This window comes from Simplicispira sp., assembly GCF_028687295.1.
GTDB lineage: Bacteria > Pseudomonadota > Gammaproteobacteria > Burkholderiales > Burkholderiaceae_C > Simplicispira > Simplicispira metamorpha.
Genome location: NZ_JAQUAL010000170.1, coordinates 1 through 6838 on the forward strand (window position 1 = coordinate 1; position 6838 = coordinate 6838).

Sequence of the window (6838 nt, forward strand, 5' to 3'; positions counted from 1 at the left end):
ACGACTATTTGACCAATGTCGAGGTTTTCCGCTTTGACCCCATGGGTGCCAAAGAGCCTGATGGTTCCAGCGCAGATGCCACCGCATTGCACCCCAACGGGCATAACGTGGCAACGATGCTCGCGAAGCTTGAGGAGGATGAGAATTTCCGCACGCAGGTGATGGAATGGATGAACCTGTTGGTGCCGTGCATGGAGCAGGTTCGTGCCGAGCCAGATCGGCTGAGTGGCGGTACGGTGATTAAATTCAAGGAAGAGGGTACCCGAGCGCACTTTCCTGCGAACCTGATTTCGGATGGAACGATTTACGCGCTGTGCATCATGACGGCGGTGCTCAGTCGTGCCAAAAAACATGGCATTACCCTGATCGAAGAGCCGGAACGCGGGCTGCACCCTAAAGGCATCGAGGCTTTGGTGGACTTGATGCGCCAAAACGCAAGCATTGAGCACCCGGTGTTTGTGACAACGCACAGTGAGTCTTTGGTTCGCGCCTCTACGGTGAGTGAGTTGTGGCTGGTGAATAAGGTGGATGGAAAAACGGTTGCCAAAAATGCGGCGCAAAGCAGTGCGGCATTGGATGGCCTGAACCTGGACACGGCATGGCTGATGAATATGTTTGATGGGGGCCTGCCATGGTGAAAGTGGGTTTTATCGTTGAAGGGGATTCCGAAAAAGTTCTGATCGAGTCCGCAGGATTCAAAAAGTGGGCCGGTAGTCAGGGCCTCGAAATTTGTAGCCCCGTGATCAATGCCAAAGGGGGCGGAAATTTGCTGCCGCACCATATCAAGCCCATGTTGGCGCAAATTGAACGCAGCCAACCCGACCACATCGTGATTTTGACGGACCTAGAGGATGCGGCAGATGTGGAAACGGTCAAAGCCCGCATCACCACAGAGCACACAAACTTGATTTTCATTGCGGTGAAAGCGCTGGAGGCCTGGTTTCTGGCCGATACCGATGCGATGCGCCGTTGGCTGAACGCACCAGAGTTTTTTGAAACCGCACCAGAGCAAACGCCTGGAATGCCATGGGATCGGCTGAAGGAAGTGGCTAAGGCACATGGTTCCAGGGGGCCAGGCAGCAACAAGGTCATTTTTGCGAAAAAAATGTGTGGCGTGGCGCTGCGATACGAGCTTGATCGGGCAGCAGCACATCCGGCCTGCCCTAGTGCCAAGGCTTTTCGTGATGGACTGGTTGCACTGGGTGGCATGCCATGGTCTTAGGCAACAAACTTCAGCTGACCAGCCAGGTGGAGCTCAACCGGGCAGAAGAAAAACTGAGCAAGCAAAAGGCCAAGCAGTTGTTTGAAAGTGGCGACATTCACAACGTAGAAGTGGGCACCTTTGCTGGGCTGGCGACTATCCATGCCTATCTGTTTGGCGAGGTGTATGAGTTTGCCGGGCAGGTTCGCGATGTGAATCTGGCCAAAGGCAATTTTCGGTTTGCCCCCGTCATGTATTTGCAGCAAGCGCTGGAGCACATCAGTGCCATGCCCCAGCAAAATTTTGATCAGATCGTTGAAAAATACGTGGAAATGAATGTTGCCCATCCATTTAGAGAGGGCAACGGGCGCGCCACGCGCATCTGGCTGGACTTGATGCTGAAAAAAGGAATTCAACAGGTGATTGACTGGAATGCGGTGGATAAGGCCGATTATTTGTCGGCCATGGAGCGCAGCGTTGTCAAAGATATTGAAATCAAACACCTGCTGAAAAATGCCTTGACCGACAAAATCAACGACCGCGAGCTGTACATGAAAGGCGTTGACGTGAGCTATTACTACGAAGGTTATAGCGAATACCGGGTTGAGGATTTGTAATATGACAGGCAAGACGCCAAAGCAACGGGGCACGATAGACAAGGCCACCATGGCCAGTCCGTCGGGAGGCTTTGCCCCATTGCTGGACAGCCTGCGCCAGCTCATCGCCAACTCGCGCCAGCAGGTGCTGCGGGCGGTGGATGCTGTGCAAGTACAGACCTACTGGCACATTGGGCAGCACATTGTGGAGTTTGAGCAGGGTGGTGCGCAGCGGGCGGCTTATGGGCAGCGGCTGTTGCCGCAGTTGGGGCAGGTGCTGGCGGCGGAGTTTGGGCGGGGCTTTGATGCCTCCAATCTTCGCTATATGAGGCTTTTTTATCAGGCGTTTCCAAAACGTGACGCACTGCGTCACGAATTGAGCTGGACGCACTACCGCCTGCTGCTGCGGGTGGACAGCGCCGAGGCGCGGCAGTGGTATATGCAAGAGGTGGCCACCCACAACTGGAGCACCCGCGCGTTGGAGCGGCAAATTGGCAGCCTGTATTACGAGCGCCTGCTGCTGAGCCAAGACAAGGCCGCAGTGACTGCCGAGGCACAGGCCAACATGGCCGCGCTGGAGCAGTCGCCCCGCGCTTTTGTGCGCGACCCGGTGATGCTGGAGTTTCTGGGCCTGCCCGATACGGGCCGCCTGCTGGAGGCCACGCTGGAAACGGCCTTAATGGACAAGTTGCAGCAGTTTTTGATGGAGCTGGGCAAGGGCTTTGCCTTTGTGGCCCGGCAGCAGCGCATCAGCACCGAAACGCAAGATTTCTACATTGACCTGGTGTTTTACAACTACCTGCTCAAGTGCTTTGTGCTGATCGACCTGAAAACCGGGCCGCTCACACACCAGGACGTGGGGCAGATAGACATGTATGTGCGCATGTACGACGACCTGCGCCGGGGCGAGGGCGACAACCCCACAGTGGGCATTTTGTTGTGCGGCAGCAAGGACAAGTCCGTCGTGCGTTACTCGGTGCTCAACGGCAGCGAGCAGCTTTTTGCCAGCAAATACCGTTTGGTGTTGCCAAGTGAAGAGGTATTGCGGCTGGAACTACAGCGTGACCGTGAAGAAATTGAAGCCCGCCAAGATGCACGCGGCGAAGACCACAACCCTAACGAACCATGACCGAACAAAACCAAATACAACTGGGCAAGACCCTGTGGGCCATTGCCGACCAACTTCGCGGAGCGATGGACGCGGACGATTTCCGCGACTACATGCTGTCGTTCCTGTTTCTGCGTTACCTGTCGGACAACTACGAAACCGCCGCCAAAAAAGAGCTGGGTAGCGACTACCCCAAGCTGGCGAGCGATGACAGCCGCGTGCCCTTGGCCGTTTGGTATGCCGACAACACCGCCGATGTGCCCGTGTTTGAAAAACAGATGCGCCGCAAGGTTCACTATTGTGTGCAGCCGCAGCACCTGTGGAGCAGCATCGCGCACATGGCGCGCACGCAGCACGCGGGCTTGCTCAACACACTGCAAGAGGGCTTCAAATACATCGAAACCGAGTCTTTTCAGAGCACGTTTGGCGGGCTGTTTTCTGAAATTGACCTGGGCTCGCCCAAGCTGGGCAAGACCTACACCGAGCGCAATGCCAAGCTGTGCGTGGTGATTCAGAAGATTGCGGAAGGGTTGGCAGACTTTTCAACCAACGTGGACGCGCTGGGCGATGCGTATGAATACCTGATTGGCCAGTTTGCGGCGGGCTCGGGTAAGAAGGCGGGCGAGTTTTATACGCCGCAGCAAATCTCGGACATCCTCTCCACCATCGTCACGCTGGACAGCCAGGAGCCACGCACCGGCGTACGGCAGCGGCTCGATAGCGTGATGGACTTTGCCTGTGGCTCGGGTTCGCTGTTGCTGAATGTGCGCAAGCGCATGGGGCCGCACGGCATTGGCAAGATTTACGGCCAAGAGAAAAACATCACCACCTACAACCTGGCCCGCATGAACATGCTGCTGCACGGGGTGAAGGACACCGAGTTTGAAATCTTCCACGGCGACACGCTGGCCAACGATTGGGACATGCTGCGCGAGCTGAACCCAGCCAAAAAGCCCGCGTTTGATGCCATCGTGGCCAATCCGCCGTTCAGCTACCGCTGGGAGCCCAACGAGGCGATGGCGGACGATGTGCGCTTTAAAAGCCATGGATTAGCACCCAAGTCGGCGGCGGATTTTGCCTTTTTGCTGCACGGTTTCCACTTCCTCAAAGATGAAGGCGTGATGGCCATCATCCTGCCGCATGGGGTGCTGTTCCGGGGTGGGGCAGAGGAGCGCATTCGCAAGAAGCTTTTGATGGACGGCCACATCGACACGGTGATTGGTTTGCCGTCGAACCTGTTCTATTCCACCGGTATTCCTGTGTGCATCTTGGTGCTGAAAAAGTGCAAAAAGCCGGACGATGTGTTGTTCATCAACGCCGCCGAGCACTTTGCCAAAGGCAAGCGCCAGAACCAGCTCACCGACGAGCACATTGCCAAAATCATCAAGACCTACCAGTTCCGCGAGGAAGAGGCGCGTTACTCACGCCGGGTGGAGATGGCCGAGATTGAGAAGAACGATTTCAACCTGAACATTTCGCGCTATATCAGCACCGCAGTGAGCGAGGCGGAGATTGATTTGGCTGCGACGCATGCCGAGTTGGTCGAGATCGAGAAGGCTATCGCAGCGGCCAAGCACAAGCACAACGACTTTTTGCAGGAGCTGGGTCTGCGTGCGCTGCCGTAAAAACACCTCTATCACTATGCAAATGCAAGCCTTGCTCGACGCCATCGCCCAGATGCCGCTTCCCACCGATGCCCAGCGCATCTTCCATGGCCGGGGCGGCCTGCACCCGGGCTGCGAGCACTGGGTGCTGGATGCCTATCCGCCCGTTTTGGTGCTCACCAGCTTTTTGCCCGCCGACGCCGACACCGATGCGCAGCTGGCCACCATCGGCGCCGCGCTGGCCCAGCGCTGGGAGATTTTGGCGCCGGGCCAGCCGCTGAACTGGGTGTTCCAGTGCCGCAATGAGGCGCTGCGCACCCAGGGCCGCACCGAAACCCGGCTGATGGCGGGCAGCGTGCCCGAGCCGCATGTGGTGACGGAGCAGGGGGCGCGCTACCGCGTCCATGTGCTGCGCGGCCAGAACCACGGCTTGTTTTTAGACATGGCCGAGGGCCGCCGCTGGGTGCGTGAGTACGCCGCCGCGCGCTGCGATGACCGCTACGGCCTCAAGGTGCTGAACCTGTTTGCCTACACCTGTGCGTTTTCGGTGGTGGCCTTGCAGGCGGGCGCCAAAAGCGTGGTCAACGTGGACATGGGCCATGGCGCCATCGCCACGGGGCAGCAAAACCACCAGCTCAACGGCCTCACGGCGGGGGCGAGTTTTTTGGCGCACGACATCTTCAGCAGCTGGGGCAAGATCACCCGCAGCGGGCCGTATGGGCTGGTGATCGTCGATCCGCCCAGCTACCAGAAGGGCAGTTTTGTGGCCACCAAAGACTACGCGCGCCTGCTGCGCCGCCTGCCCGATTTGCTGGCGCCCGGCGGCCACGCGCTGGTGTGCCTGAATGCGCCCGAGTTGGGCGTGGACTTTTTGCACGAGCACATGCAGGCCCAGGCGCCTGAGCTGGCGCTGGTGGAGCGCCTGGCCAACCCACCCGCCTTTGCTGATGTGGATGCGCAGCGTGCGCTCAAGGTGCTGGTGTACCGCGCGCCGGAGCTGCCTTGAAGGCGGTGGCGGTCAGGGCGGTAGTTTTTTCAAGCCAAATCGGCCTCTAGCCCTTGCAGGATAAGCGCGAGCAGCTATCAAAAAAGAAGTGAAAACGCCCGTGGCTGGCTGTGCCGGGGATGGGGCATCAGTTTTTAGGCCCCATCGGCCTCTATCCCTTGTGGGGTGGGCGCCAGCAGCTATCAAAAAAGAAGCGGTTTTGGGTGCAAAGCACCGCTGGACGCTGCTTATTGGCCCGGCGCGGGCAGGGCCAGGTGCGCTGACTGCACCACGCGCACGCAGTCCTGGATGTGCTGCTCGCCCAGGTAGCGCAGCGTGGCGTAGCCCAGCGCCGCCGATACGGCCTGACCCGCCAGGGGCACGAATTTGGCCACCTGCTTGCTGGTCATGCGCAGGCCCACGGTTTGCACGGCTTTGAGCACCAGATCGCGGGTAACAAATTTGCCTATCAGCACCGATCCCACCAGGGCCACGGCCTTTTGCACCTGCTCGCGCTGGTGCGGGGTGAGCTGATCGAGCTGCTCGGGGGTGAGGCCGAACTGCGCGTTGATTTGTGGCAGCAGCCGCGACAGCAGCGCAGCGTCCATGGCCCAGTCCAGGCCCGGCACGGGCACGGCGCTGGCGGCAGCGGCCACCAGCGCGCGCCGGTGCAGCAGGCGCCGGCTGCGCTGCACGGCGGCGTGCAGCGCAGGCGACTGTGCTTGCAGCCCCGCCTGTGCAGCAGCCTGTTGGGCGGTGGTCTGGCCGAGGTTCATCGGTTGGAGGTGCGTTGGATGATGCCGTAGAGCACCAGCAGCGCAATGGCGCCCAGCACCGAGGCAATCCAGCCCGCAGTCTGGCCCGTGCGGTACCAGCCCATGGCCACGCCCACGTAGCTGGCCAGAAAAGAGCCCGCCACGCCCAGCAGAGCGGTCATGATCCAGCCGAGTTTGTCGTCGCCGGGTTTGATGGCGCGGGCAATGAAGCCGACGATCAGGCCAATGAAAAGGGTTCCGAGAAGGGACATCATGGGGGTCAGCTCCTGTCAAGCATGGCGATGCGCTGCATGGTAAGCCTTACCGTGGCTGCTTGCTGGCCATGGCCTGGCCCAGCCGCACGGGGTGGGCTGGTGCCCAGTCGGCATTGAAGTGCAGCGGGCCCGGGGGCAGCAGCAGCACGATGGTAGAGCCCAGCAAAAAGCGGCCCATTTCATCGCCCTGGCGCAGCTTGACTGGGGGCTTGCCAGCGTAATCCCAGCTGCGCAGGGTGCCGGTGCGCGGCGGGTTGACCACGCCGTGCCACACGGTGGCCATGCTGCCCACGATGGTGGCGCCCACCAGCACC

General features: G+C 59.7%; 9 protein-coding genes. 6 read left to right on the plus strand and 3 right to left on the minus strand.

Features of this window, described 5'->3' with window-relative positions:
- From PHX69_RS14485 to PHX69_RS14510, 6 genes are all read left to right on the plus strand, one after another.
- The coding region (locus PHX69_RS14485; RefSeq protein ID WP_288044603.1) for an AAA family ATPase at positions 1 to 638 on the plus strand (638 nt) is incomplete at its 5' end.
- Complete coding sequence (locus PHX69_RS14490) at positions 632 to 1222, plus strand: DUF4276 family protein (RefSeq protein WP_288044605.1); 591 nt, start codon at positions 632 to 634, stop codon at positions 1220 to 1222. The genes PHX69_RS14485 and PHX69_RS14490, both read left to right, overlap by 7 nt.
- Positions 1213 to 1818: a protein adenylyltransferase Fic gene (gene fic / locus PHX69_RS14495; protein ID WP_288044607.1), complete on the plus strand. Its 606-nt coding sequence runs from the start codon at positions 1213 to 1215 to the stop codon at positions 1816 to 1818. Before PHX69_RS14490 ends, fic begins: the two co-directional genes overlap by 10 nt.
- A 49-nt stretch (positions 1819 to 1867) precedes the next feature.
- Positions 1868 to 2926: a PDDEXK nuclease domain-containing protein gene (locus PHX69_RS14500; RefSeq protein ID WP_288044609.1), complete on the plus strand. Its 1059-nt coding sequence runs from the start codon at positions 1868 to 1870 to the stop codon at positions 2924 to 2926.
- Positions 2923 to 4530: a type I restriction-modification system subunit M gene (locus PHX69_RS14505; RefSeq protein WP_288044611.1), complete on the plus strand. Its 1608-nt coding sequence runs from the start codon at positions 2923 to 2925 to the stop codon at positions 4528 to 4530. The genes PHX69_RS14500 and PHX69_RS14505 overlap by 4 nt, the downstream gene beginning before the upstream one ends.
- A gap of 22 nt (positions 4531 to 4552) precedes the next feature.
- Complete coding sequence (locus PHX69_RS14510) at positions 4553 to 5515, plus strand: class I SAM-dependent methyltransferase (RefSeq protein WP_288044618.1); 963 nt, start codon at positions 4553 to 4555, stop codon at positions 5513 to 5515.
- A 227-nt stretch (positions 5516 to 5742) separates the two neighbouring features.
- On the opposite strand, the gene PHX69_RS14515 is transcribed toward PHX69_RS14510, so the two are convergent.
- The 3 genes from PHX69_RS14515 to PHX69_RS14525 form a co-directional block, all read right to left on the minus strand.
- Entirely contained in the window at positions 5743 to 6270 is a 528-nt protein-coding gene (locus PHX69_RS14515) for a hypothetical protein (RefSeq protein WP_241524930.1), read from the minus strand.
- Positions 6267 to 6524: a GlsB/YeaQ/YmgE family stress response membrane protein gene (locus tag PHX69_RS14520; RefSeq protein WP_119013171.1), complete on the minus strand. Its 258-nt coding sequence runs from the start codon at positions 6522 to 6524 to the stop codon at positions 6267 to 6269. The genes PHX69_RS14515 and PHX69_RS14520 overlap by 4 nt, the downstream gene beginning before the upstream one ends.
- Before the next feature lie 46 nt (positions 6525 to 6570).
- The coding region (locus PHX69_RS14525) for a phosphatidylserine decarboxylase (protein WP_288044615.1) at positions 6571 to 6838 on the minus strand (268 nt) is incomplete at its 5' end.